General features: G+C 63.6%; 21 protein-coding genes, 1 other RNA gene and 1 pseudogene. 9 read left to right on the top strand and 14 right to left on the bottom strand.

Going from position 1 to position 25,536, the window contains the following annotated elements:
- Window positions 1–270: 270 nt before the first annotated feature.
- The 3 genes from ACQUSY_RS00580 to ACQUSY_RS00570 form a co-directional block, all read right to left on the bottom strand.
- On the bottom strand, window positions 271–969 hold the full coding sequence (locus ACQUSY_RS00580) for a coenzyme F420-0:L-glutamate ligase (RefSeq protein WP_428902584.1): 699 nt from the start codon (window positions 967–969) through the stop codon (window positions 271–273).
- Window positions 966–2,321 (bottom strand): RNA polymerase sigma factor, encoded by a 1,356-nt coding sequence (locus tag ACQUSY_RS00575; protein WP_428902583.1) that lies wholly within the window; start codon window positions 2,319–2,321, stop codon window positions 966–968. Before ACQUSY_RS00575 ends, ACQUSY_RS00580 begins: the two co-directional genes overlap by 4 nt.
- A gap of 219 nt (window positions 2,322–2,540) precedes the next feature.
- Window positions 2,541–3,473, bottom strand: a complete 933-nt coding sequence (locus ACQUSY_RS00570; RefSeq protein WP_428902582.1) for a proteasome assembly chaperone family protein — start codon at window positions 3,471–3,473, stop codon at window positions 2,541–2,543.
- Between the two features lie 149 nt (window positions 3,474–3,622).
- On the opposite strand from ACQUSY_RS00570, the gene ACQUSY_RS00565 reads away from it, so the two are divergent.
- The 3 genes from ACQUSY_RS00565 to sucB all read left to right on the top strand — a co-directional run bounded on the left by ACQUSY_RS00565 (window position 3,623) and on the right by sucB (window position 8,312).
- The gene (locus ACQUSY_RS00565; RefSeq protein ID WP_428902581.1) at window positions 3,623–5,074 is read left to right on the top strand and encodes a leucyl aminopeptidase; all 1,452 of its coding nucleotides are present in this window, start codon (window positions 3,623–3,625) and stop codon (window positions 5,072–5,074) included.
- 32 nt (window positions 5,075–5,106) lie between these two features.
- Window positions 5,107–6,483, top strand: coding sequence for a dihydrolipoyl dehydrogenase (gene lpdA, locus ACQUSY_RS00560; protein ID WP_428902580.1), 1,377 nt, complete (start codon window positions 5,107–5,109; stop codon window positions 6,481–6,483).
- A 62-nt stretch (window positions 6,484–6,545) separates the two neighbouring features.
- Window positions 6,546–8,312, top strand: a complete 1,767-nt coding sequence (gene sucB, locus ACQUSY_RS00555) for a 2-oxoglutarate dehydrogenase, E2 component, dihydrolipoamide succinyltransferase (RefSeq protein ID WP_428902579.1) — start codon at window positions 6,546–6,548, stop codon at window positions 8,310–8,312.
- Window positions 8,313–8,367: 55 nt separating this feature from the next.
- On the opposite strand, the gene ACQUSY_RS00550 is transcribed toward sucB, so the two are convergent.
- From ACQUSY_RS00550 to ACQUSY_RS00540, 3 genes are read right to left on the bottom strand one after another with little or no spacing between them, the layout of a single operon-like run.
- Entirely contained in the window at window positions 8,368–9,207 is an 840-nt protein-coding gene (locus tag ACQUSY_RS00550) for a DUF4097 family beta strand repeat-containing protein (RefSeq protein ID WP_428902578.1), read from the bottom strand.
- 2 nt (window positions 9,208–9,209) lie between these two features.
- Window positions 9,210–9,866: a LuxR C-terminal-related transcriptional regulator gene (locus tag ACQUSY_RS00545; RefSeq protein WP_428902577.1), complete on the bottom strand. Its 657-nt coding sequence runs from the start codon at window positions 9,864–9,866 to the stop codon at window positions 9,210–9,212.
- Entirely contained in the window at window positions 9,854–11,086 is a 1,233-nt protein-coding gene (locus ACQUSY_RS00540) for a sensor histidine kinase (protein WP_428902576.1), read from the bottom strand. Before ACQUSY_RS00540 ends, ACQUSY_RS00545 begins: the two co-directional genes overlap by 13 nt.
- Window positions 11,087–11,248: 162 nt before the next feature.
- On the opposite strand from ACQUSY_RS00540, the gene ACQUSY_RS00535 reads away from it, so the two are divergent.
- Both ACQUSY_RS00535 and ACQUSY_RS00530 read left to right on the top strand, forming a co-directional pair.
- The gene (locus ACQUSY_RS00535; protein ID WP_428902575.1) at window positions 11,249–11,605 is read left to right on the top strand and encodes an ArsR/SmtB family transcription factor; all 357 of its coding nucleotides are present in this window, start codon (window positions 11,249–11,251) and stop codon (window positions 11,603–11,605) included.
- 2 nt (window positions 11,606–11,607) lie between these two features.
- Window positions 11,608–12,299, top strand: a pseudogene (locus ACQUSY_RS00530) (SRPBCC family protein).
- Window positions 12,300–12,352: 53 nt separating this feature from the next.
- On the opposite strand, the gene ACQUSY_RS00525 reads toward ACQUSY_RS00530, so the two are convergent.
- A complete protein-coding gene (locus tag ACQUSY_RS00525) occupies window positions 12,353–13,693 on the bottom strand; it encodes a hypothetical protein (RefSeq protein WP_428902574.1) in 1,341 nt (446 codons plus the stop codon).
- A gap of 111 nt (window positions 13,694–13,804) precedes the next feature.
- Here ACQUSY_RS00525 and ACQUSY_RS00520 point away from each other — a divergent pair, with 111 nt between their 5' ends.
- Complete coding sequence (locus ACQUSY_RS00520; protein WP_428902573.1) at window positions 13,805–14,515, top strand: DUF4191 domain-containing protein; 711 nt, start codon at window positions 13,805–13,807, stop codon at window positions 14,513–14,515.
- A gap of 75 nt (window positions 14,516–14,590) precedes the next feature.
- On the opposite strand, the gene ACQUSY_RS00515 is transcribed toward ACQUSY_RS00520, so the two are convergent.
- Window positions 14,591–15,004: an RDD family protein gene (locus ACQUSY_RS00515; RefSeq protein ID WP_428902572.1), complete on the bottom strand. Its 414-nt coding sequence runs from the start codon at window positions 15,002–15,004 to the stop codon at window positions 14,591–14,593.
- Between the two features lie 134 nt (window positions 15,005–15,138).
- On the opposite strand from ACQUSY_RS00515, the gene glnA (ACQUSY_RS00510) reads away from it, so the two are divergent.
- Together glnA (ACQUSY_RS00510) and ACQUSY_RS00505 are read left to right on the top strand one after the other, a co-directional pair.
- Window positions 15,139–16,563, top strand: a complete 1,425-nt coding sequence (glnA, locus tag ACQUSY_RS00510) for a type I glutamate--ammonia ligase (protein WP_428902571.1) — start codon at window positions 15,139–15,141, stop codon at window positions 16,561–16,563.
- Between the two features lie 141 nt (window positions 16,564–16,704).
- Window positions 16,705–17,310, top strand: a complete 606-nt coding sequence (locus tag ACQUSY_RS00505) for a hypothetical protein (protein WP_428902570.1) — start codon at window positions 16,705–16,707, stop codon at window positions 17,308–17,310.
- Between the two features lie 3 nt (window positions 17,311–17,313).
- Here ACQUSY_RS00505 and ACQUSY_RS00500 read toward each other — a convergent pair whose 3' ends face one another.
- Genes ACQUSY_RS00500 through ACQUSY_RS00490 form a run of 3 tightly spaced genes read right to left on the bottom strand, consistent with a single transcriptional unit; the run spans window position 17,314 to window position 21,919 of the window.
- A complete protein-coding gene (locus tag ACQUSY_RS00500; protein ID WP_428902569.1) occupies window positions 17,314–20,304 on the bottom strand; it encodes a bifunctional [glutamine synthetase] adenylyltransferase/[glutamine synthetase]-adenylyl-L-tyrosine phosphorylase in 2,991 nt (996 codons plus the stop codon).
- A gap of 8 nt (window positions 20,305–20,312) precedes the next feature.
- Window positions 20,313–21,653, bottom strand: coding sequence for a type I glutamate--ammonia ligase (gene glnA, locus ACQUSY_RS00495; protein WP_428902568.1), 1,341 nt, complete (start codon window positions 21,651–21,653; stop codon window positions 20,313–20,315).
- 29 nt (window positions 21,654–21,682) lie between these two features.
- On the bottom strand, window positions 21,683–21,919 hold the full coding sequence (locus ACQUSY_RS00490; RefSeq protein WP_428902567.1) for an SPOR domain-containing protein: 237 nt from the start codon (window positions 21,917–21,919) through the stop codon (window positions 21,683–21,685).
- 61 nt (window positions 21,920–21,980) lie between these two features.
- Here ACQUSY_RS00490 and ppgK point away from each other — a divergent pair, with 61 nt between their 5' ends.
- Window positions 21,981–22,733 carry a polyphosphate--glucose phosphotransferase gene (gene ppgK, locus ACQUSY_RS00485; RefSeq protein WP_428902566.1) on the top strand — a complete coding sequence of 251 codons (753 nt, stop codon included), beginning with the start codon at window positions 21,981–21,983 and terminating at the stop codon, window positions 22,731–22,733.
- Here the strand turns inward: ppgK and pxpB are convergent.
- The 3 genes from pxpB to rnpB all read right to left on the bottom strand — a co-directional run bounded on the left by pxpB (window position 22,730) and on the right by rnpB (window position 25,429).
- Window positions 22,730–24,298, bottom strand: coding sequence for a 5-oxoprolinase subunit PxpB (gene pxpB / locus ACQUSY_RS00480; RefSeq protein ID WP_428902565.1), 1,569 nt, complete (start codon window positions 24,296–24,298; stop codon window positions 22,730–22,732). The genes ppgK and pxpB overlap by 4 nt on opposite strands.
- Complete coding sequence (locus ACQUSY_RS00475) at window positions 24,295–25,041, bottom strand: LamB/YcsF family protein (protein ID WP_428902564.1); 747 nt, start codon at window positions 25,039–25,041, stop codon at window positions 24,295–24,297. Before ACQUSY_RS00475 ends, pxpB begins: the two co-directional genes overlap by 4 nt.
- A 33-nt stretch (window positions 25,042–25,074) precedes the next feature.
- Window positions 25,075–25,429, bottom strand: an RNA gene (gene rnpB, locus ACQUSY_RS00470) — RNase P RNA component class A.
- Between the last annotated feature and the right edge of the window lie 107 nt (window positions 25,430–25,536).

Raw genomic sequence — 25,536 nt, 5'->3', positions numbered from 1 at the left:
GGGGCTCTTCACTCATTTCATCGTGCACAACAGGATTCGTGGGTACGGTGGGCGGAACCACGGGACGCAAGAGAGCGGAACCACGGGGTGCGGAACCACGGGACGCAAGACGGCGGAACCACGGGGTGCGAGATAGAGAAACGGGGGCCACAGAGCCACGCGCTACTGCCTAGGTTCTGCGGCCCGTTGGCTCACCACACCAGACCGGGTAAACGACAGGTCCCCCTCACGAGAACGTGAGGGGGACCGAAACGTGGCGCGGGGCCGAAGTTAAGCGCGGCGGATGATGCCGAGCGGCGTTGACTGGTGGCCCTGGCCGAGCGGGTTGTCCTTGAGGATCTTGACGAGGCGGGCCTCGCCGTCCTTCGGGAGCGTCGAGCCGAGGATGTTGCCACCGAGGTCGTTGATGTCAACAACCGCGACGCCAGCCTTCGTGCCGAGGAGCTCCTTGAGGTGGTACGCCACTTCCTTCGGCTTCTCAGGGCCCAGCACGACAGCCTTGTTGTACGGCGGAATGGTTCCGCTCGTCGGGCCGTCGATCGCGCGAGCCTTGTCGCCGGCGATGCGGTAGAAGTCACCCTTGCGGCCGAACGCCTTGGTCACCGCCGCGACAGCAGCCGCGAACAGGATCTTCGGCGTGCCGCACTCGCGCAGCGCCATCTCCATCGTCTCGGGCATGCCGAGTCCGATGCCGTACGGCGTGCGGGTGACGTACTTCGACAGGAAGCGCGCCAGCGGGCGCACCTGAATGTCAGTCACCAGGTACGAACGACCCTGCGTGATGGCAACGATCTTCTCCGTAACGAAGAGGACGTCGCCCTCACCAGCCTTGCCGCCAGCGAACTCTGTGATGAATTCGTCGAGGCTATCGCCGGGCATGACCACGCGGGTCTTGATCGGGATGCGCTGGAACGACTCACCGTCGACAACGATTTCGAGATTCTTGCCCTCGTTGGCTGCACCGCTCATTCGAGGTAGTCCCGCAGTGACTGCGAACGGCTCGGGTGGCGAAGCTTCGCCATCGTCTTCGACTCGATCTGGCGGATGCGTTCACGCGTCACACCAAACGTGTCACCGATCTGATCCAGGGTCTTGGGCTGGCCGTCGCCGAGACCGAAGCGCATGCGAATAACGCCTGCTTCGCGCTCCGAGAGCGAGTCAAGCAACGACTCGAGCTGACGCTGCAGCATCGTGAAGCCCACGGCGTCGGCCGGAACCACTGCCTCGGTGTCTTCAATAAGGTCACCGAACTCACTGTCACCGTCTTCACCGAGCGGCGTGTGCAGCGAAATCGGCTCACGGCCGTACTTCTGCACCTCGATGACCTTTTCGGGGGTCATGTCGAGTTCGCGCGACAGTTCTTCGGGGGTGGGTTCGCGACCGAGGTCTTGCAGCATCTGGCGCTGAACGCGAGCCAGCTTGTTGATGACCTCAACCATGTGAACCGGGATACGGATCGTGCGGGCCTGGTCAGCCATGGCGCGGGTGATGGCCTGACGGATCCACCAGGTGGCGTAGGTCGAGAACTTGAAGCCCTTGGTGTAGTCGAACTTCTCGACCGCACGGATCAGACCCAGGTTTCCTTCCTGGATCAGGTCAAGGAACTGCATTCCGCGGCCGGTGTAGCGCTTTGCGAGCGACACCACGAGGCGGAGGTTGGCACCAAGCAGGTGACTCTTGGCACGCTGGCCGTCACGCGCAACCCACTGCAGGTCGAGGCCCAGCTGGGCCTGCTTCTCAGCGGCGGTCATCGTCGACAGCTTCTCTTCGGCGAACAGACCCGCCTCGATGCGCTGTGCGAGCTCGACCTCTTCCACTGCGTTCAGCAGCGGAACCTTTCCGATCTGCTTCAGGTAGTCCTTAACAGGGTCGGCGGTCGCGCCGGTGATCTGCGTGGCGAAAACCGGGGCGTCATCTTCATCCGAAGCCGTGAGAACGATCGCGCCGGTCGGCAGCGGTTCGGTCATCGCGGGCTTGCGGGTGTCGCTCGCCTCTTCGTCGTCTTCGTCGTCGTCCTTACCGGACTTTGCGGCGTCGCCCTCTTTGGCTGCGTCAGCCTCGTCGAGTTCGACCTCTTCGCCATCAAGCTCTTCGTCTTCGCCGGGCTCGTCGTCTTCGCCCTTCTTCTTACGACCCTTGGGCGCGGCCTTCGCCGTCTTCGCCTTGGGTGTTGCAGAAGCGGTAGCGGTCTTAGCCGCCGTCTTCTTCGCGGCGGGCTTCGCCGCGGTCGAGGCTGCGGTGGCCGCCTTCGTCTTGCGCGCAGGGGCCTTCTTCTCAGTCTCTTCCTGAGCGGCCTGCGCGTTCTTGCTAGCAGGGGTCACGTTTCACCTTTCACCGGATGATCCGGAGGTTTCGGACACTAGTAAGACCCTTGTCAAGTCCTGTGTCGCGAAACAAACGCGGATACAGCCCTGGCAACGGGTCGAATCTTCATTGTCTCACACGGATTCACTCCGATAGGACAACACGTAAAGAAAATAACGCGTCAGGGCTACATTTATTCCCGCCGCGCCACCACGCAAGCGGAAATCCCTCAGAACCTACGTAGTGGTTCCCTTACCGTCGTCTTTCGGACGATTTGCCAGGTATCGCTCCAGCTCCGCCGCCAACTCATCAGCCGACGGCATGGGTGCGCCACCCAACAGTGGCGAGGACTCCCCCGTTGCCGTGGTTCCGGCGCGGTAGGCGTCGTACTGCTTCTCCAAACGCCCAATCAACCGCTGCAGCTCGTCGTTCGCCGCCACTTGCTCCGAAACCTTGCCGATGTACTCATCGAGATCGCGAGTCAGATCGTCAAAGAGGAACGCCAACTCGTTCGCGCGGGCGATCCACTCGATCGTCGCGATCGTGGCACCGGGATTGTCGGTGTCTGCGAGATAATGCGGAACCAGGAGGACGAAACCAGCAACACGGTGGTCTTCTTCAGAGAAACGGTATTCAAGCAAGTGTCCAGCGGTCGCCGGAACCTGGGTGTGCGGCTTCCACCCGGAGTACTGATCAATGAGGTCGCGTCGGTTGCCACTCACGGTCACCGCAAGCGGTCGGGTGTGCGGCACGGGCATGCCAATGGAGTGCACCCACGTCATCGAGTCGACGGCGTAGTCATCGGCGAGGTCGAGAACCGCGTCGGCGAAAGCCTCCCATGCGCAGTCGGGCTCATACCCGGCGAGGAGGAGGAACTGCTGGCCGAGGGCGTCGCGTGCGAGGCACAGTTCGAGCCGCGGCGGCACGTAGTTCGTGAGGTGATCGGCGTCGAAAGTGACAATCGGCCGACGGGCACGGTAGTCCAGCAAGACATCGTTATCGAAGATCGCGATGGGCTGGAGATCGGCGTGAGTCCGCATATAGTCGACGGTTCCGGACACGGCGGCGCCGGCATCGGTAAAGCCGGTCATCAAAACGACAAGCGGAAGACCGCGCGGAACTTCGGGGCCGTGGGTTACGCGCTCGTAAACATCATCAGACAGGGGCACACCCCCATGCTACGAGTCACGCCGACATCGGCGGCGAACTGACGCTGACAGCGAACAGTCCGCCGCAAGACCCTATTTCGTGCTGATCATTGCGCCGCGCCCGCGCCAAACAATGCCGTGACGTGCCAGACAAACCTAGGATAGGAACTATGTCTGTCGCTGATCTCGTGGCCTCGTCCGAATCTCCCCTCTCCTCCGACGCCGACCTTCTTGTTGTGGTCGTCGGAACCTTCCCGGCAGCTGAGGCTCTCAGCGCGTGGCCTGGCCTCGAGGACAACCTCGTCGCAACCGGCTTCAAGGGTGCCGCTGGTTCCACCATGCGCGTTTCTCTCCCGGCTGTCACCAACAAGCCGATCCTCGTCGCTGGCGCGGGTAGCGATATTGACGCCGAGGCTGTGCGCTCGATCGTCGGCCAGGTTGTCCGCGCGACGACGGGATTCGCGAAGCTCGGCATCGTGCTGACCGGTGACACCGCAAACTACCCGCAGGAAGCTGCCGAAGGTGCAGCCCTCGGTTCGTACTCTTTCGACTCGTACAAGACGAGCACTCCCGCCGAGCGCGCAACGAGCGTTGTCCTGTTCGCCGAGGCCAACACGGGCCGCGCCGCTGTCATCGGTGACGCTGTCGCCCTTGTCAAGGACCTCGTCAACATGCCGGCACAAGACATGGGCCCCTCGGAGCTCGCTGACGCAGCTGTGGTCGCTGTCGATGGCCTACCCATCACCGTCACCGTTCTTGACGAGAAGATGCTCGAAGAAAAGGGCTTCGGTGGAATCCTCGGCGTTGGCCAGGGCTCAGACCGAGCACCGCGCCTCGTGCACCTCGACTACAACCCCGTGAACGCCGAACGCCACATCGCCCTCGTCGGTAAGGGCATCACGTTCGACACCGGCGGTCTCTCGCTGAAGCCTGCCGCTGCCATGGTTGGCATGAAGGAAGACATGGCGGGCGCGGCGACCGTACTGTCTGTTGTGCAGGCAGCTGCTCGCCTGGGCGGCAGCAACCGCGTCACCGCCTGGATGTGCATCACCGACAACATGCCGTCGGGTCGCGCGATTCGCCCGGGTGACGTGCTGACGCACTTTGGCGGAACCACGGTGGAGGTTCTCAACACTGATGCTGAGGGTCGTCTGGTGCTGGGTGATGGCATCGCTGCCGCCAGCGAAGAGCGCCCGGATGTCATCATCGACGTGGCAACGCTGACCGGCGCGATCATTGTCGCTCTCGGTATGCGCCACACCGGCGTCTTCGGTGACGAAGAGATCGTCGCCGACCTTCTTGAGGCCTCCGCCATGGAGGATGAGCTCGCGTGGCACATGCCGCTACCCGAGCACATGGAGTCGGAGCTTGACTCCCCCATCGCTGACATGCAGAACGCGAAGATCGGCGACTCGGCCGGTGGCGCGCTGTTTGCTGGCCTGTTCTTGCGTCGCTTTGTTGGTAAGACGAACGACGCCGAAGACGCACCGCGTATTCCGTGGGCACACCTCGACATCGCCGGATCGTCGTGGCACAAGGGCTCCCCGTACGGCTACACCGACAAGGGCGCCACCGGAGCGAGCGTACGTTCGCTCATCAACTTCGTCACGCGTAACGCCTAACCCGGCACGCTGACGACTTCCAGGAGGAATGAATGACCACCCACACCTTCGACATCGTCGTCCTTGGTGCCGGTAGTGGCGGCTACGCAGCCGCCCTCCGCGCTGCAGAACTCGGCAAGACGGTCGCTCTCATTGAGAAAGACAAGGTCGGCGGAACCTGCTTGCACCGCGGATGCATCCCTACTAAGGCACTCTTGCACTCGGCAGAAGTGGCGCACACCGTCAAGACGGCTGCCACCTATGGCGTGACGGCAAGCTTCGACACCGTTGATATCGCGGGCGTACACAAGTACCGCGACAACATCGTGGCGAAGAAGTTCAAGGGTCTCGAAGGTCTGGTCAAGGCTCGCGGTATCACGATCGTCTCCGGCGAGGGCAAACTCGGTGCAGACCGCACCGTCCTTGTCGGTGACGACGTGTACCAGGGCGAGAACGTCATTCTGGCGACGGGATCGTACTCGCGCTCGCTTCCAGGGCTCGAGATCTCGGGTCGTGTGATCGCAAGCGAACAGGCGCTCACTCTTCCGGAGATTCCGAAGAAGGTTCTGATTCTCGGCGGCGGCGTCATCGGCGTTGAGTTCGCGAGCGTTTGGCACGCTTTCGGTGCCGAGGTCACGATCATCGAGGCCCTGGACCGTCTGGTTCCGAATGAAGACGCCGCTGTCAGCAAGGGATTAGAGCGCGCGTTCCGTCGTCGTGGCATCACGTCCAAGCTCGGCGTACGGTTCCAGTCCGCCGCGCAAACGGACGAGGGTGTCACCGTCACGATGGAAGATGGTTCCACTCTTGAAGGGGACTACCTTCTTGTCGCTGTCGGGCGTGGCCCTGCAACGGCAGGTCTCGGCTTTGAAGAAGCCGGGCTCACGATGGACCGCGGTTTCGTCATCGTTGATGATGAACTGCGCACCAACCTTCCCGGTGTCTGGGCAGTCGGCGACATTGTTCCCGGCCTTCAGCTTGCGCACCGCGGATTCCAGCACGGCATTGCCGTTGCTGAGCGCATTGACGGCCAGACGGTCGCTTCGGTTCCAGACAACGAGGTTCCGAAGATTACGTACTGCTCCCCAGAAATCGCATCCGTCGGTCTCAACGAGGCTCAGGCTGCGGAGAAGTACGGCGCAGACAAGATCAAGGCCTACGAATTCAACCTCGCGGGTAATGCAAAGAGCGAGATCATCGGTACCGGTGGCTTCATCAAGGTCATTCGTGAAATTGACGGCCCCGTCATCGGCGTTCACATGCTCGGAGACCGTGTTGGCGAGATGATCACCGAGGGCCAGCTGGCCGTCGTATGGGAAGCTTTCCCCGAAGATCTCGCACCGCTGATCCACGCACACCCCACACAAAGCGAAGCAATGGGTGAAGCCTTCTTGGCTCTCGCCGGAAAACCGCTTCACGCATTGTCGTGACGAGACCCGTTACGTCACTAAGCTAGATACGTCACAAGCAGCATCATGAAGGAGACATCGACATGAGCACATCCGTGGTCCTCCCCGCTCTCGGCGAGAGCGTTACCGAGGGAACGGTCACCCGCTGGCTCAAGCAAGTCGGCGATACGGTTCAGGCTGACGAGGGCCTGCTCGAGATTTCGACGGACAAGGTTGACACCGAAATTCCGTCGCCTGTTTCCGGCGTGATTGAAGAGATCCTCGTTCAGGAAGACGAGGTCGTTGAGGTCGGCGCCATTCTGGCGAAGATCGGTGATGGCTCGGGCGCTGCCCCGGCTGACGCCGCTCCTGCCGCCGAAGCACCGGCAGCCGAGGCTGCTCCGGCAGAGGCACCCGCCGCAGAAGCACCCGCCGCAGAGGCACCCGCCGCAGAGGCACCCGCCGCAGAAGCACCCGCTGCAGAAGCCGCACCGGCCGCTGAGGCTCCGGCCGCGGCTGGCGACGCGACCGACGTGAAGCTCCCCGAACTGGGCGAGAGCGTCACCGAGGGTACCGTCACGCGTTGGCTGAAGCAGATCGGTGACGATGTTGCCGTCGACGAGCCGCTGCTTGAGATCTCGACCGACAAGGTCGACACCGAGATTCCTTCGCCCGTTGCAGGCAAGCTCCAGGAGATCCTGGTTGCCGAAGACGAGACGATTGCGGTCGGTTCGGTCCTTGCCCGCATCGGTTCGGGCACAGCACCTGTTGCTCCCGCCGCCGCACCTGCACCCGCTGCTGAAGCACCTGCTGCTCCGGCTCCGGCCCCGGCTCCTGCCGCACCTTCCGCGCCGGCGCCCGCTCCGGCACCCGCCGCTGCACCGGCACCCGCCGCTGCACCGGCTCCTGCCGCCGCGCCGGCACCGACCGCTCCCGCCGCACCGAAGCTGGTTCTGCCAGCCGAGGGCGACGACCGTCTCTACGTCACGCCGCTCGTGCGTCGCCTCGCCGCTCAGCAGGGCGTTGACCTGACGACCGTTGAGGGTACCGGCGTTGGCGGACGCATCCGCAAGGAAGACGTCCTCAAGGCCGCTCAGAACCCGGCTGCAGCCGCGGCTCCGGCAGCAGCACCCGCTGTCAAGCTCGAGACGTCGCCGCTGCGCGGCACCACGGTTCCGATGTCGCGTCTGCGCAAGGTTCTTGCTCAGCGCGCTGTTGAGTCGATGCAGCAGACCGCTCAGCTGACGACTGTCGTTGAGGTTGACGTAACCAAGGTTGCGAACTTCCGCGACGAGAAGAAGGCTGATTTCCTCGCAAAGACCGGCGACAAGCTGTCGTTCCTGCCGTTCTTCGCACTGGCTGCTGCTGAGGCACTCCGCGCGTTCCCGGTTGTCAACTCGACGGTTGACGGTGACAACATCGTCTACCCCGCGACCGAGAACCTGTCGATTGCTGTTGACACCGAGCGTGGCCTGCTGACGCCGGTTCTGCGTGACGCTGCCTCGAAGAACATCGCGCAGATCGCTCGCGACATCGCTGACCTGGCTGACCGCACGCGCAACAACAAGCTGAAGCCCGACGAGCTCGCTGGCGGCACGTTCACGCTGACCAACACCGGTTCGCGTGGCGCACTGTTCGACACGCCTGTCGTGTTCTTGCCGCAGTCGGCAATCCTCGGCACCGGAATCGTTGTGAAGCGTCCCGGCGTCGTGAAGGTTGACGGCAACGAAGCATTCGCCGTTCGTTCCTACGTCTACCTCGCGCTGTCGTACGACCACCGCATTGTCGACGGTGCTGACGCTGCTCGCTTCCTCGGCGCCATCAAGGCACGCCTGGAAGACGCAAACTTCGCTGCCGACCTCGGCATCTAAGTTCCGTTAACGACGAGGGGCCCCGGTTTTTACCGGGGCCCCTCGTCGTTGCTGGTTAGTCGCGGCGCAGCGTCAGGTCGCCAGCCGATACGTTCACCGTGATGCTGCGCGAAGCCGATGAGTTGGTGTCGAGATCAATATCCGCATCACCAAATGACACGTCGCTCGATACGCGGTACTCCTGGTCCGGCATAGCCAGGTTGACGTCGCCGGCAGATACCGAGAACGTCGACGTGGTCGGCGCGGTGCCAGCGATGGTGCCGCGGACGGAACCAGCACTCACCTCCACGTCGAGAGTTTCGACATCGCGGGCGGCGAGTCGCGCTGAGCCCGCGCTGACAGTGACCGCAAGATCGTCAATCACACCGCTCAATTGCACATCGCCAGCGCTGATCTCAATGTCGGCGGTGACGAAGTCTCCGGTCACGATGGCCGCGCCGGCACTGTTCTGCAGGTCGAGTTCGAGCTTTCCGTTGAGCTCTTCTGGCAGCGTCAGCGTCACGGTTTCCTCGCCGAAGAATCCGAACCAGGGCCCGCCGCTAAACCACCCGCTGTCGTTATGAACGACGAGTGTGTCGTCCTGCGTTGTCAGGTTCCACGAGCTGATGCCTTTGGCGCGGTTGGTCTGCACGGTGAGTGTTGCCTCATCGACGTCGTCAAAGACAACGGTGAACGAAGAATCCGAGTTGTTGACGTCGATGCGTTGCACACCTTCAGCGTCGGCCGTCAGCACGTCGCTTTGCTTGTCACCGATGCGCGCGGCGCTGGCCGCGGCGACCGCGATGCCGCTGCCAGCGATCACGAGCCCCACCACGGTAAAGGCGATGGCAATCCCGCGCCCGCGGCGCGGGCCAGTCGTCGACGACATACTTGTGGTTGCGTTGTTGTTCGTCATGATCATGCTCCAGAATCCGCACCGAGGTGCGTCAGGACAGCGAGAACGCGGCGGTTATCAGATGCGCTGGTCTCGAGGTCAAGTTTGGTGAAGAGGGCGGAGATGTGCTTCTCGACTGAGCCCTCGGAGATAAAGAGTGCGCTTGCGATGGCGCTGTTCGATTTGCCCTGCGCCATGAGTGCGAGCACATCACGCTCGCGATCGGTGAGGCTTTCGAGACGAGAGTCCCGGCGGCGACGACTCAGCAACTGCGCCACTACTTCCGGGTCGAGCACCGTGGCTCCGTCAGCGACGGCCGTAGCGCTTTCGAGAAAGTCGTTCACGTCGGCGACGCGATCTTTCAGCAGATACCCGAGTCCTGCCGAGTTCGCCGTGATGAGGTCAGTGGCGTAGCGCTCTTCGACATACTGGCTGAGCACGAGGATCGCCATCTGCGGGTTGGCCGCGCGCACGGCAAGGGCGGCACGAATACCCTCATCGGTGAAGCTCGGAGGCAGTCGCACATCGAGGATCAGTAGGTCGGCATCTGCCGTCACCAGGGTTGCCATGAGGGCGCCAGCGTCAGGCAGAGCCGCCGCCACGGTGTGCCCAGCGTCTTCCAGCAGGCGCACGAGACCTTCACGCAACAGCACGGCGTCTTCGACGATTACGATGCGCATGGCACGCTCACTTCCACGGTCGTCGGCCCGCCCACGGGGCTCGTCAGCGAGAAACTTCCGCCCACGGCGGCGATCCGCCCAGCGATGCCGTCGATACCGCCGCCCGGCGTGCGTACCGCACCACCGGTTCCGTCGTCTTCCACGCGCGCCCAGACGCGGCCGCCGTCGCGCTCACGTACCGTCACGCGCACCTGTCGCGCGTGCGAGTGCTTAGCGGCGTTCGTCAGTGCCTCGGCGATGACGAAGTAGAGCGCCGCCTCGGTGGGCTTGGAGCAGCGTCCGGAGACCTGCACGTCGAGCAGCACGGGCACGTGCGAGCGAGCGGCGAGCGCCGAGAGCGCGGCATCGAGACCGCGGTCGTCAAGCACCGCGGGGTGAATACCGCGGGCGAGCTGACGAAGCTCGGTGATCGCGGCCTTCGTCGACAGGTGTGCTTCTTCAATTAACGCCGCAGCGGCTTCGGGGTCGGTCGCCATCTTGTTCTTGGCCATACCGAGCGTCATCCCGACCGATACAAGTCGTGGCTGAACGCCGTCGTGAAGGTCACGCTCAATACGCGTGCGTTCAATCTCGGCGGCGTTGATGGCCTCGTTCCGGCGATGTGACGCGACATTCGCCTGAGCGACAAGTTGCGCTTCACGTGACGGCACCAGCATCGACCGGGAGATCTCGCGGTGCGCGACGCCAAGCGCAGCAAGCAAGGCGAGGGCGACCAGAATCGCGATGACCGCGGCAATGGTGGCGCCCGCACCGCTCATCGGGCCAAAAATCAGAATCCAGAACTCGCGTTGCGGAAAGCGAGCGGAACCAATGAGCACGGTGAGCGCGGAAAAGATCGTGCCGAGAAGGCCGATAGCGACGGACGCAAGCACGAACATGATCGTGAAGTGCAGGGCACCGATCCAGTTGCGGGAGTCTTTGGCCTGAAGCCACACGGTGTGCGGGACGCGAAGCCAGTCGGTTCGCGGCGAGCGTGCGTACGGGTGAGGCGGTACGTCGAAGCCAAAGAGGCCAGCGACACGCGCCTCTTCCATCCGCGCGATTCCGGCGAGAAACAGCAGTGCGAGGGCGAGCGGGATCAGCCCGATGCCGAGAACAACGAGGAGTCCCGCGCCGGCGGCCGTGAGCGCAGCCATGATAGCGGTCGCCGCGACGCCGACGAAGAACAGCGCCCACAAATGGGCAACAGCACCAGCGATGGGTTTGACGGTTGATTTCATGCTTCTACGCTAAATTTCTGCCGATCAGAGCACAGTGGCGTTGTCCTCACACCGTGTGGGGGATATCCCCCACCTGCCATCTTCCCCTGGCGGGCCCCACCGTCGCGACGAATGTTTCAAAACCCTTTACGTGACTCCTACGCAGGCGTAACGTACAACCAAATGGTTGCACAAATAGAACTAGGCGATGCGGAGATCGACCGTGTATTTCATGCACTGGCGACGTCGACGCGGCGCGACATCCTGCGCCGAACGATCGAGCAGGAGCAGTCAGTCTCGACGCTCGCCGCTGATTACGATATGTCGTTCGCGGCAGTTCAAAAGCACGTCGCCGTGCTGGAGGCCGCGAACCTCATCGTCAAACGCGCCGAAGGACGCGAGCGGCTTGTCCGCGCCAATCCCGAGATGATCGCCCGCGCGCGGGCACATCTCGCCCATTACGAAGCCATGTGGCGGTCGCGTATCGCCCGACTTGATGACCTGATGGCCGCAGAGGCCACCCCAGCTAAAGAAGCATGACAATGCCTGTCACCGATATCCACACCGATGCCGAAAATCTCACGATGACGGTTACCGCCGATTTCGCGGCACCCGTCGAGCGACTCTGGAACGCGTTCACCACGCCGTCGCAGCTCGAACGCTTTTGGCGCCCTCCGGGATGGTCCGCCACGTTCACCGCGTGGGACCACACGGTCGGCGGCCGCGCGATCTACACGATGCACGGCCCGCGCGGCGAGTCGTCGACGGGTTCGTGGGAGCTTCTCGCGATCAACGAGCCGCACAGCTTCGAAGTCATGGACACGTTTGTTGACGAAGACGGCGATGCCCTCGACGGCTTCCCCTCGATGCGCATGACGTTCACGTTTGAGAGCACCGCTGACGGTAGCCGCATGGTCAACACCAGCTACTTCACGTCGGCCGAAGCGCTCGAGCAGGTCATCGCGACACCGAGGGTGAGCCATTCGGCTTCGAAGGCGAAGTGCTCATGTTCGACGCGCCACGCCGCGTGGTCACGACCGAGCGCATGCAGGGCATGCCGACGGAGACACTCAATGACCTCAACCTCTACGAAGAGGACGGTGCCACCCTCATCACGGTGCTTATCGAGTACCCCGACAAGGAAACCCGCAACATGATCCTCGCGACCGGCATGGCAGACGGCATGGAGGCGTCGTTCGCTCCCCTCGAGCACGCGATTCTGCAGAACGCCTGACGCGCACGAAGCCGGCCGATGTCATATCGGCCGACTTCGGCATGGACCCACATTCACTTCTTTTCATAGACCTCCCGAATCAGCCACTGGTCGCCACGATTCTCGATGACGACCGTGACCGCCGATGCGTCCGGCGGGGTCACTGAAAACACGGCGATGCCGCCGTAATCATCGATGAGCTCGACAACGCCCGCGTGCGGCACGAGGGCCGCAGATGTCGCATCGCTCAACAGCCCGGCGCACGTCGGTTCGCCTTCACACGATGCAACCGCAATGAGTAGCGCCGTCGCGACAGCCGTGATCTCTGGCTGCCCCTCTTTCGCGACGATCGTCGCCGGAGCTGGCGGAGCGGGTTCCGGAACCTCGGGCGCGGCTGGTGACGCCGCGGCAGGTTCTGCCGCCGGGGGCGCTGGCACCTCAGTATCCGCGTCACCGGGTTGCGGCGGCGCTTCCGTCGTCGGCGCAGAGACCTTCGTCACACCCTCCGGTCCGTTGCTGTCTGGCCACATGGTTCCGACGACCACGACGGTGAGTCCCAACGCGACCGCCACGAGCCACATACGCTTTTTCGAGGCGCGGTGCTTCCTACTTTGTGGCACCGGTTTACGGCGCGACTCACGCCGCTCTTTCACGACACCGAGCAGCCGCGCGACAGCCCCACGCACCACCGCCGCTGGTTGCGACACTTCCCTTGCCCCGCCAGGCTCCAGCAACCGGTCGAACGCGGCACGGCGCTTGGGCACGAGCGCATCAGCCGAGGCGCGCGTGGTCTGCAGTTGCGAGCCGAGCGTCGTCAGCTCGACGGGCTGCGGTGCCGCGATGTGAACCAGCTGCCGCTCGATGTCGGTAAGTTCTATCGCATCAGCGACCGCAACCAACCCCGTAGCGTCGGTCAGCACCCTATTCAGGTCTCGATCTGCCGCGTGCTCCGTCAGCATCTCGAACATGCGAGCAGCACCGCCCGCCACCGAGTCCCCCGTCGCGACCACGAACACCGGTCGCCCCGCCTCCGTCACCCACCACCGACCCGCGACGGGCTCAGCCGTATCGTCCGCGCGCAACTCAGTCACTCCCCGCAGAATGCTGCAACCGAGGGTGACGATCTCCCCCGCACGCATTTCACTGCCGCGACGGCGCTCCAAGAACATTTCCAATGGTTCCACCACCCGCGGCATCAGAACGTCGTGCCCATCCGTGCGTCGAAACACATCGAGAGGCGCCCACACGTGTTCGGCACCGACGAATCGCATTGCCGCGGCGGGCACCGCATTGTCGCTATCGACCAACAGGCATGACCCGTTTTCGGCAATCGCCAGCGTCGCCTCACACGGGGCATCCGGCGGTGCCACGCGACGAATAGCGCGAAGGTCGCGCGTCAGCAGAGTCGAAGACATGCCCCCAGGTTCACCCCGCCGCGCCGTGCTACGTCGGCCATGAGCGAAACTGTGGGTAGACGGCGGGTCAGGTGAACATGTGGAGGAGCCGTTCCAGGTATTCTTGACACCATGGCTGCCCGCAATTCCGCTCCTGAGAAGCGCCCCGGACTCATTTCCCAGATCAAGACCCTCGTGAAGTTCACGAAAGATGTCTACCCCTGGCTTCCGTGGCTGCTCATCGGCATCCTGGTGGCGGGTATCGCGCTGGGTGTCGGCCTCGGATTCCTGATTCCGCCGGTTGCCATCTGGAGCATCATCCTCTGGGGCGTCACCGGCCTCTTGCTTGGCTTCCTCGGTGCCATGATCACGATGTCGCGCCTGGCGACGAAGGCCATGTACGTCAAGATCGACGGCATGCCCGGCGCCACCGGCTACGTCATCACCAGCGGCCTGGGTCGTGGCTGGAATGCCGAAGAGACGCCCGTTGGCGTCAACCCCAAGACGCAAGACGCCGTGTACCGCGCCATCGGCCGCGCCGGCATCCTGGTTCTCGGCGAGGGCGCCGAAGGTCGTCTCACCCGCCTCATCAGCGAAGAGAAGATGCGCGCCAAGCGCGTCGCCCCGCAGGTTCCGGTTCACGTGATCTACGTCGGCAACGGCGAAGGCCAGGTTCCGATCAAGGCCCTCGCCAAGACCGTCAAGGCCCTGCCCAAGAGCATCGACAAGGCAACGCAGGCCGCTGTCATCAAGCGCATGGCGTCGATGACGCAGGGCATGGCGTCACTGCCCATCCCGAAGGGCATCGACCCGACGAAGGTTCGCGCCCCGCGCCCGCGCTAAGCGCAAGGCCCGCAGACAAATGAAGAGAGGCACCCGACTCGGGTGCCTCTCTTCATTTGGTTATAGCGGAACCATTTAGCGGCGGAAGATTCCCGGCGCACGTACCAGCATGGTTCCGGCGATCTTGTCGTGCAGGCCGCGTTGGTCTTGATCCCAGACGACAGCCGGGATCACAAGCAGGATGAGAACGGTGCGCACGATGGGGCGCACAACGCCCGTCCAAGCGCCGTCAGCACGCAGCACTCGCATGCCGACGATGCGGTGCCCAGGGGTGCCACCGAGCGTCGGAACGAAGACCACGTTGATTCCCAGGAAGATCAGCATCTGCGCCAGTGGGCTGTAGTCGAAAAACGCCATCGACAGGATCGTGACGGGGATCCAGTCAATGATGAGTGCGAGGATGCGGGCGGGGAAACGGGCGATGCTTCCGACGCCGGTTTCGGGGAGGCCAAGACCCTGGCCAGGGTAGTACGCAGAAGGGTTGGTCACCCCTCCAGCCTAATCGTCGTATGTAACACGCTTGAAACATTCGGGATACGCTCGAGACACGACGAAAAGGTAACGTCACGTTAGTCGCCCGACATTTGGGCACTGTAACGCCGCTCTACCCCATTGGAGATTGCATGTTCCGCGATTCATCTGAAGTGCTGGCGTACATCAAGGAGAACGACGTCAAGTTTCTTGACATCCGTTTCACGGATCTCCCCGGTGTGCAGCAGCACTTCAACATTCCGGCCTCGACCGTTGATGAAGAATTCTTCACGGTCGGCCAGCTCTTCGACGGATCATCGATTCGCGGGTTCGCGTCGATCCACGAGTCGGACATGCAGCTCATTCCTGATGTCACCACGGCGTACCTGGACCAGTTCCGCGCCGAGAAGACGCTCATCATGATCTTCGACATCTTCAACCCGCGCACTGGAGAGGTCTACAGCAAGGACCCCCGTCAGGTCGCCAAGAAGGCAGAGAAGTACCTGGCGTCCACGGGCATTGCCGACACGGCATTCTTTGCTCCCGAAGCCGAGTTCTACATCTTCGACGACGTTCGTTACGAAGTCTCCGAGGGCAAGAGCTTCTACTCCGTTGACTCGGAAGAGGCCGCATGGAACACCGGTCGCAAGGAAGAGGGCGGCAACCTCGCCAACAAGACCCCCTTCAAGGGCGGCTACTTCCCCGTCTCGCCGGTCGACAAGACCGCTGACCTGCGTGATGACATGTCGCTGCGTCTGATCGAGGCAGGCCTCCAGCTCGAGCGCTCGCACCACGAGGTGGGAACCGCCGGACAGCAGGAGATCAACTACAAATTCGACACCATGGTGTCGGCTGCCGATGGCATCTTGAAGTTCAAGTACATCGTCAAGAACACGGCTGAGCTGTGGGGCAAGACCGCAACGTTCATGCCGAAGCCGCTGTTTGGCGACAACGGCTCGGGCATGCACACCCACCAGTCGCTGTGGCTCGACGGCAAGCCCCTCTTCTTTGACGAGAAGGGGTACGGTCAGCTCTCCGACATCGCACGTTGGTACATCGGTGGTCTGCTCAAGCACGCCAACGCTGTTCTCGCGTTCACGAACCCGTCGTTGAACTCCTACCACCGCCTGGTCAAGGGCTTCGAAGCTCCGGTCAACCTGGCCTACTCGGCTGGAAACCGCTCGGCTGCGATCCGTATTCCGCTGACCGGTTCAAACCCGAAGGCAAAGCGCATCGAGTTCCGCGTTCCGGACGGCGCATCGAACCCGTACTTCGCATTCGCTGCGCAGCTGATGGCAGGTCTGGACGGCATCAAGAACCGCATCGAGCCACTCGAGCCCATCGACAAAGACCTGTACGAGCTGCCCCCCGAGGAAGCAAAGAACATTCCGCAGGTTCCGAACTCGCTGCTCGACTCGCTCGAGGCACTGCGCGCCGACCACCAGTTCCTTCTCGAAGGCGGTGTGTTCACCGAAGAGCTCATCGAGACCTGGATCAACTACAAGATCGAGAACGAGATCAAGCCGATCGCTCAGCGCCCGCACCCGTTTGAGTTCGAACTCTACTACGGAGTCTAATTCTCACGAGATTGAAACCCCGTCACCAACAGGTGGCGGGGTTCCGTCGCTTCTGCGCTCATTCGCGCAGAACATGAATGTTCCCCAAATCCCACATTTCTCAATTTGAACCGCAGGTCAAGTTCCACCACTGTGGGAGTCATGACTTCTCGCTTTGTCTTTGCCGGCGCAACCGCCGCTCTGCTCTTCGCACTCACCGCGTGTTCCGCCCCAACCACCGACACCGCGGTTCCGGAGCCGGACACGGATACATCGGCATCCACGGAAGCAACGGAACCAGCACCCGACGACGCAACGAATGGTTCCGACGCCGAGTCGTTCACGTGGGACCACCTCACGAGCTGCGAACAGATCGGCGCACCGGTGGCGCAGTACACCGCCGACCTCGTCCTGGTGGAGAACTACTTCTCTGAGTATGAGATCCAGTGCGAATGGGAGCACCCGGATCCTGTGGAGTGGGTGGATGTGCGCACGGTGTCGATTACGCTCGCGCAGAACTCGTTCGTGCTGACATCGGAGCAGCTCGCTATGACGGAGAGCCTGGTTGAGCACCCAGACGAGGCACTGGCAGCCGTCGGCGGCGTTGCGTACAGCATGGACATGGAGACGGCGATGACGGGAGTCAGCGCCACGACAGTAAGTGTTCCCGGCATTGACCTCACTGTTTCGGCCAGCGAACACGCGAGCCTGCCACCGCTGCGCGATGCGGCAGCGGTTGAGGTCGCTAAACAGCTTCTGCGGATCTAGCGACTACCCGTAGAACAGCTTCTCAAACACCCGACGGGACCGCCGCGCGGCGCCGAGGTAATCCTCCTCGACCCGCGTGGCGGAGCGGTCGGGGTACCCGACAACGCGACCGATGCCGTCAAGCTGCTGACGGTCGCCGGGCAATACGTCTGACGCGCGACCGGTGAGCAGAGTGATCGCCGAACGCAGGCGCGACGACAGCTCCCACGCCTGCATGAGACGCGACGCTGACGACTCGCTAATGAGGTCAGCGGCGACCGCCGCGGCCATGGCTTCAACGGTCGAGGTGGTGCGCAACTCCGGCACACGCCACGCGTTTTGTAGCTGCATGAGCTGCACGAGCCATTCGACGTCACTGATGCTGCCGGGCCCGAGCTTGAGGTGGCGCGAACGATCAACACCCTGCGGCAACCGCTCGGCTTCGACGCGAGCCTTGATGCGCTTAATCTCACGCGTTGCGGCAATCTCGGGCTGCTCGGGGTACCGCATGCTGTCGGCGAGCATCGTGAACTTACGAATGAGCTTGACGCTACCGGCGATACCGCGAGCACGCAGCAGGGCCTGAGCCTCCCAGGGCTGCGACCAGCGCTCGTAATACTCCTCATAAGCCGCATATGACCGCACCATAGGCCCTGAGCGTCCCTCGGGGCGCAGATCGGCGTCGAGTTCGAGAGGCACGCGGTGATCTTCGCTGTGCTCACGCAGCTTCGCGACGAGTCGGAGGGACAGCTCCTGGGCCCGCTGCGGTTCAACCCCATTGGGGTCGTAGATAAACATGACGTCGGCATCGGAACCAAAAGTGAGTTCCGCTCCTCCGAAACGCCCCATAGCGATCACCGAGAAATCGAGGTCGTTGTCTTCGGGCGGAACCACTTCACGGCGCACGGTGCGCAGGGTCGCCTGGATCGTAACTTCGGTAATCGTGGTGAGCGCCGCAGCGGTCTGCTCGAGCGTGATCGCGTCGAGCATCGACGCCATGGCGGTGCGGAGCAACTCGCGGCGGCGCAGCATCCGCACCGACTTCATGGCGTCTTTCGTGGTCTCGTGGCGAGACTGAATGGCGCGCGCCTCCTCCTGCAACACGAAGCCGGCACGTGGTTCCAACCCGTCCGCCTGGTCTAGCCAGGCGACGGACTCGGGGATCCACTCCATGAGTTCACCGACGTAGCGAGAGCCGGAGAGTACGCGAGTGAGGTGCTGCGCGGCGACCGAGGAGTCGCGGAGCATGCCGAGGAACCACGGCGAGTCGCCGAGGCGCTCGGAGATGCGGCGGAACGCGAGGAGTCCGTAGTCGGGATCTGCACCCTCGCTGAACCAGCGGATCATGATCGGCATCAGGTGCCGTTGAATTGAAACCTTGCGGCTGAGTCCCGTGGTGAGCGCCTGAATGTGGCGAAGCGCACCGGCTGGGTCGCGGAACCCGATCGCGGCGAGTCGGGCGTGTGCGTGCTCCGAGGAGAGCGAGCGTTCTTCTGCGCCGAGCGAGGCGACGGCGCTGAGCAGTGGCCGGTAGAACAGGCGCACGTGAATCTCACGCACTTCGCGTTTGATGCCCTCCCACGCCGCGATCAGCTCGCCGCCGGTGACGGCGAGCTTGGAGGCGCGTGCGATGAATCGCTGCCCCTCTTCGCTACGCGGCATCAGGTGCGTGCGGCGGAGGTTCTCCAACTGCAGCCGGTGTTCGATCACACGCAGCTGACGGTAGTGCTGCGCAAACGCGGCGGCGTCTTCTCGACCGATGTAACCTTCGGCCGCGAGCGTATCGATGGCGCCGAGGGTGGAGCGTTCACGGATCTTCTCATCTGAGAGACCGTGCACGAGCTGCAGCAGTTGCACCGTGAACTCGATGTCACGCAGACCGCCGGGGCCGAGCTTGAGCTGATACTCGATGTCATCGGCAGGAATGTGCTCGGTGACGCGCTCGCGCATGCGTTGCACCGAATCGACAAAGTTTTCGCGCGCCGAACTCATCCAGATCTTGGGCTGCACCGCGGCAACGTAGGCTTCACCCAGCTCGACGTCACCGGCCAGCGCACGCGCCTTCAGCAGGGCCTGAAACTCCCAGCTCTTCGCCCACCGGTCGTAGTAGGTCAGGTGCGAATCGAGCGAGCGCACGAGCGCGCCCTGCTTACCTTCGGGTCGCAGGTTAGCGTCAACTTCCCACAGCGGTGGTTCCGTCTCCACGCCAGAGATTCCGCGCATGAGTTGCACGGCGAGTCGCGTCGCAATGTCAATCGCGCGGGCTTCAGAGACCAGCTCCTCGTCAGCTGTGCCTGAGACAAATATGACGTCGACGTCACTGACGTAGTTGAGTTCGCGCGCACCCGTTTTACCCATGCCGATGATGGCGAGGCGCGTTGCCTGCATTTCAGTGTGGCTGAACATTGCGGGTCCGCCCACACCGGTGAGCTTCGCACGAGCTACCGACAGCGAGGCTTCGAGTGCTGCGGCGGCCGCGTCAGCGAGGGCCGCCGCGACGTCATCGACCACGATCACGGGGTCGATCGCTGCGGTGTCAAAGGCGGCAATGCGCGCGACCATGCGGCGATAGCGTACGCGTAGTGCAACCCAGGCCGCTTCGCTGCCGGAGCACGCGAATCCGTCGATATCGCCGACGGATTCCAGTAACTCGGCGCGCAACTCGTCTGCCGTCGGCAACGCATCGCGCGCCACCGCGAGGTCGGTCAACTCGTGCGGGTGACGCAAGTAGAAATCAGCGAGCCCCGTCGACACTCCAAGCACGCGCCACGCTGTTTCGGCGGCCACTGGTTCCGCCAGCACGGTGCGCACCGGAACCACGTCACGGCGCGCGATACGGATGAGTCCGGTGAGCGCACGGTCGGGGTCAGCAGCACCCTCCGCACCATCGAGCAAAACGTCGGTGGAAAGCCCGGTCAGTGCAGAGAGTTCATCGAGTAATGCGGCAGCGCTACTGAGCGCACTAAAGCCACGGCGGGCAAGGTCGCTGAGGCTCGTTGAGCGGCGCGACACCATGATGCCGCCTAGAGCATTTCGAGGTTGTTAGCCAGTTCGAACGGCGTGACCTGTGAACGGTAGTCAGCCCATTCCTTGCGCTTGTTGCGTAACACGTAGCTGAACACCTGCTCGCCGAGCGTTTCAGCGACGAGCTCCGATTCTTCCATGTATTCGAGGGCGTGGTCGAGGCTCGCGGGCAGCGGCGCGTAGCCGAGCGCGCGGCGCTCCGACTCCGTGAGAGTCCACACGTTGTCTTCGGCTTCGGCGGGCAACTCGTACTCTTCTTCGATGCCCTTGAGACCGGCGGCCAGCATGAGCGCGTAGGAGAGATACGGGTTCGCAGCGGAGTCGAGCGCGCGATACTCGACGCGGGTCGACTGCGTTTTGTTGGGCTTGTACATCGGCACGCGGATGAGGGCTGAGCGGTTGTTGTGGCCCCAGCACACGAAGCTCGGGGCCTCGTCGCCACCCCACAGGCGCTTGTAGGAGTTCACGAACTGGTTCGTGACCGCCGTGATTTCGTTAGCGTGCTTGAGAAGGCCCGCGATGAAGTGGCGGCCCGTCTTGGAGAGCTGATACTTCGCGCCCTCTTCGTAGAAGGCATTGGTGTCACCTTCGAATAGCGACATGTGCGTGTGCATGCCCGAGCCTGGCTCGCCCGACATCGGCTTCGGCATGAACGTCGCGTAGACGCCCTGCTCGATCGCAACTTCTTTAATGACGGTGCGAAACGTCATGATGTTGTCGGCCGTCGCCAACGCATCGGCATACCGCAAGTCAATTTCGTTCTGACCGGGGCCGCCCTCGTGGTGCGAGTACTCCACCGAGATGCCAATGTCTTCCAGCATCCGCACGGAGCGCCGACGGAAGTCATGCGCGGTTCCGCCGGGCACGTTGTCGAAGTATCCGGCAGAGTCAACCGGAACGGGTTGCCCGTCGGGGCCCAGCTGCGACGAGCGCAACAGGTAGAACTCGATCTCCGGGTGCGTGTAGAACGTGAATCCGCGGTCGGCGGCCTTCGCGAGCGTGCGCTTGAGCACGTGACGCGGGTCGGAAACAGCAGGCTGTCCGTCGGGGGTCGTGAGGTCGCAGAACATGCGAGCCGTGGGGTCGGTCTCACCGCGCCACGGGAGGATTTGGAAGGTCGCCGGGTCGGGGTTGGCGAGCAGGTCAGACTCGTATCCGCGCGTCAGACCCTCGATCGCTGAACCGTCGAAGCCCAGCCCTTCAGCGAATGCGCCCTCGACTTCGGCGGGGGCCAGCGCAACAGACTTGAGGGTGCCAATAACGTCGGTAAACCACAGGCGCACAAACTTGACACCTCGTTCTTCGATCGTCCTCAACACGAAGTCGCGCTGCTTGTCCATTCGCTTCCTCTCCTCGGGGTGTTCCCAGACTACTGGGCTGACGAGCCCGAGCTTCCCCAGTTGTCTTCGGCTTCGTCTTCGGCGGCCCACGCTTCAGCGCGACGCTTGACGACGGCGGGCGCATCAGCGGCCTCAGCTTCGGTGGCAAACGGCCCGAGCCGGTACGGCGACGGCGACTGCCGCCCCTTCTCCACCTCCTGCGTGAGGGTGTTGTACCAGTACTGGTCGTCGGCCATCGGGTCGACGTAGGGTGCTTCGTTTGACATGTACGCCTCCTTCGCTTCGATCCTAGGAGGATCAACGCATTCACCGATATAGGCTGAGCGCATGAGTTCTCAGCGTGCCGTCGGCGTCGACATTGGAGGCACCGGCATTAAAGCCGGAATCGTAGATCTGCAGCACGGCGAAATGGTTTCGGAACGCGTGCGCGTGGCGACCCCCGAAGGCGCGGCTCCCGCTGATGTGCTGGCGGCCGTACAGTCCGTGCTCGCAACCCTCGGCGTCGAAGACGACCACGATGTTCCGCTCGGCGTGGCCTTTCCCGCGATCGTCAAGTACGGCAAGACGCTGTCGGCGTCGAACGTGTCACAGGACTGGGTCGATTTCGAAGCCGAGAAATTCTTCGAAGACGGCCTCGGCCGCAATATTCACTTCGTCAACGACGCTGATGCTGCTGGTGTTGCCGAGCACCGTTACGGTGCCGCTCAGGGCCGCGATGGCCTCACGATCGTGACGACGCTCGGCACCGGTATTGGGTCGGCGTTTATCTACGATGGCGTGTTGATTCCGAACACCGAGCTCGGCCACCTGCAGCGCAAAGGCGAGAAGATCGAAGCGTGGGCGGCGTACTCCGCGATGGAGCGCGAGTCGCTGTCATGGAAGAAGTGGTCGGCACGCCTGCAGGAGTTCTATTCGCAGGTCGAGTTTCTCTTCTCCCCTGACCTCTTCGTCGTCGGCGGAGGCGTATCGAAGCACCCGGAACAGTTCTTGCCTCTGCTCGATCTGGCGACGCCGATCGTTGCGGCAACGCACCGCAATGCGGCGGGCATCATCGGTGCCGCCGCTCTCGCCGGCGACTAAATCGCGCGAAACCGCACCGTGGTTCCGGCGGGCACCTGCGCGACGATGTCGCGGTGCCGCGGAACCACGACAGCGATGACGGGGTAACCACCGGTCACCGGGTGGTCGGCGAGGAAGATCACCGGTTGGCCGTTTGCGGGTACCTGAATCGCGCCGCGCACAACCCCTTCGCTGGGGAGTTCAGCGGTATTGATGCGCTCGAGCAGGGTGCCGCTTTCGAGACGGAGTCCGACGCGATCTGACGTTGCCGAGACGATGAAATCTGCGCTCGTGAGGGTTTCTCGGGCCTGCGCGGTGAACGAGTCAGCGCGGGGGCCGAACGTGACGTCGAGCGTGACCGTGTCGGCCGGTGCGGCGAGGGGCGTGGGGGCCGGAACCACGGGCGTCACGGCGTTGGATGGTTGTGTTGGCGAGATGCCAACTCGGGTACCTGCCGTTATCGGGGCGGGCCCGAGGCCGGAGAGAGTATCCGTGGCTTGTGACGTGAGCGTGGATGGTGCTGCCCAACCGCCGCGGACCGCGAGATAGGTGCGAACGCCGCGGCTGGCGTAGCCGAAAGTGAGGGTGCCGCCAGCGGGGATCGCTGTGGGTGTGCCCGGGGCGATCGGTGTATCGATCACGTCAGGGCTGCCGTCGACGTCAGCGCCCGGTGTCGTGAGCGTCGCGGGCGCGTTGGCTCCGGTGATGGCGACGACGGCGTCAACGTCGAAGTGCAGTTCGGCGCCGCCGAGGGCGAGTTCGAGCGTGGCCGCGGTGCGCGGGTTGCCGACGGCCGTGTTGGCGGCGTTGTGCGCTGCACGGTCGGCGGCACCGGACGCCGTGACGCCGTCGGCGGCGTGACCGGGGCGCCCGAGATCTTGCACGAGAAGTTGCAGGCCCGGTTTGATCACGGTGATACCCGGGATCGTGGCTTTTGCCATGTGCGGCGTGGCGAGCGAAACGCTGCGGCGCACTGCGCGGAACCGAACGGCGTCGCCCGGGTGTAACAGCGCGGGTTGTTCGCGTTCGCTGTCCCAGAGTGCGGTGCCCGTGTGCCCAATGAGCTGCCATCCGCCCGGGGTCGCGCGGGGATAAACACCGGAGAACTCCCCCGCCAGACCCACAGCCCCGGCGGGCACGCGCGGTCGTGGTGATGACCGTCGCGGTACGTGCAGGCGGGTGTCGGGGGCGACGAGGTAGGCAAAACCCGGTGCGAACCCGGTGAACGCGACCCGGTAGTCGGATTCCGTATGAAGCGAGACGACGGTGTCGCGAGAGAGGCCAAGCAGTGTCGCCACCTCGTCGAGATCGTCGCCGTTGTAGACCACATCGATGTCAATCGGCACGGGTTGGGTCGCCAACACAGCGCTGGCGTCAGCAGAACCCAGCCACTCCTCGACCTCGGCGCGAGAAACGTGCACGGCGAAGTTCACGAGAATCGTGCGGGCCGCCGGAACCACGTCAATGACGCCCTCGGGACGCTCGGGCGGGAGCCCGGCGAAGGCCGCCATCGTATCGGCGAGCGTGGCGTACTCGGCGAGCACCGCGTGCTGCCCGACGGGCAGGATGCGTTGTGGCGCGGTCACAGCGCAGACACGGTGACGCCCGCCGCCTCCAGCGCCGCGCGCGTGCGACGAGCCATCTCGAGCGCTGACGGGCTGTCGCCGTGCACGCACACCGACTGCGCCGCGAGCTCAATGGTTCCGCCGTCCACCGTCTCCATCACCCCCTCTGTCACAAACCGCACCATGCGGGCCGCCGCGGTGTCAGCATCGTGAAGCACGGCACCGGGTTCGGATCGCGGGACCAACGTGCCATCTGCGCGGTACCCGCGGTCGACGAACGCTTCAGCAATGGTTCCGATGCCGCGTTCTGCTGCCCAGCACAGGCCGGCGGAACCCGCGAGCCCCATCACGGGGAGGGCGGGAGTCACCAGCTGCATGGCGTCGTAAACGGCGTGGGCGACCTTCTCGTTGCCTGCCATCGTGTTGTAAAGCGCACCGTGCGGCTTGACGTATGCGAGCGGTGCGCCGGCCGCGCGGGCAAGCCCGTCGAGCGCTGCAAGCTGGTAGGCGACGTCAGCCGTCAGCTCATCGGAGGCCATCTCAACGTAGCGGCGGCCGAAACCGGCGCGATCACGATATGACGGGTGTGCGCCCACACGAACGCCAGCGCTCGCGGCAGCCGTGAGCGTAGCGATGATGCCGATGGGGTCGCCGCCGTGGAATCCGCACGCGACGTTAGCGCTCGAAACGATCTCGAGCATCGCGGCGTCATCGCCCATCGTCCACGCGCCAAAGCTCTCTCCGAGGTCTGCGTTGAGATCCATACCTCTACCCTGGCACGCTCCCGAGGAAGTAAGGGAATGGGTCGGCCGATACGCCGGGTTCTGTTCGGGGATTGCTCCCTCTGACGGCCATCTCTCTCGGCGCGACGTTGCCGTAGCGCTCCAGCAGCCTACCCGGGGACTCGGCGAGCCGCGTCAACATCCCCTGTCTGGCCTTGCTCCGGACGAGGTTTACCTTGCGGGTCATGTCACCATGACCCCGGTGGTCTCTTACACCACCCTTTCACCCTTACCGAGTACGCTCGGCGGTCTACTCTCTGTGGCACTATCTCGCGGATTACTCCGGGTGGGTGTTACCCACCGCCCTGCCCTGTGGAGCCCGGACGTTCCTCGGTGCGGTAGCCCGCAACGCGACCGTCTGGCCGACCCATTCTTCTCCTATCGTATCGCTCCCTTGGTTCCGCTCTGCGCGGCGAAGCCTGCGGCACCGGAACCACGGGCTGAGAAACGCACGAGGGCCGCGGACGAGAGATTTCT

This window comes from Microbacterium daqui, assembly GCF_050408675.1.
Taxonomy (GTDB): Bacteria; Actinomycetota; Actinomycetes; order Actinomycetales; family Microbacteriaceae; genus Microbacterium.
Note: the sequence above shows the minus strand (reverse complement) of the source record. Positions and strands in the feature narration are given on the sequence as shown.